This is a genomic window from Neobacillus drentensis (assembly GCF_036966985.1).
Lineage (GTDB): Bacteria > Bacillota > Bacilli > Bacillales > Cytobacillaceae > Neobacillus > Neobacillus drentensis_E.
This window is the reverse complement of sequence record NZ_JBALSN010000028.1, coordinates 1-515: the sequence shown is the minus strand read 5'-3', so window position 1 is coordinate 515 and position 515 is coordinate 1. Positions and strand designations below refer to the sequence as shown.

The window sequence follows — 515 nt, the reverse complement described above, 5'->3', positions numbered from 1 at the left end:
GGGATTCTGAAAAACTGGGAAAATGAATCTTTACTGTCCGTAGAAGAAATTGATTCCTATATTGAGAGCCGAAAGCCTGTACAAAATCATTGGCAATCCAAGGATTCCTTTCCTCGAGGAAGAGATATTCCTAGCGGATACGACTTCGATCTTACGGCAGGTGAAGACTGGTGAGTATGGCGGAAAAAGCATTTTTAGGAAGCCTGATGAAGGCGGAGTACTTACTTAAGGATACGGTAATCAAGCCTGAACAGCTGGAAAGTATACGGCATAAAGAATTAATGAAGAGGATGCTGGATTTAAACCAGGCAGGCAGGAATATTGATTTAATCACTTTTACCACCATGCCTGACCTTGAATCCTTTGGTGGGATGTCCTATCTTTCCGAGTTATTAGCATATGCCGACCTGGAGAAGTTCGACAATACGGAGAAGCTGATCCTTGATTTGTGGAAGGAGCGAGAAAAAAGGAACATCTTAACCCTGGCAGCCATGAAAGATTGGGAGATTGCAAAA

Annotated in this window: 1 protein-coding gene; it reads left to right on the top strand. The window is 42.7% G+C overall.

Going from position 1 to position 515, the window contains the following annotated elements; all coding sequences use genetic code 11:
- Nucleotides 1–176: 176 nt before the first annotated feature.
- On the top strand, nucleotides 177–515 hold a 339-nt coding region (locus V7659_RS01850), incomplete at its 3' end, for a DnaB-like helicase N-terminal domain-containing protein (protein ID WP_335537746.1).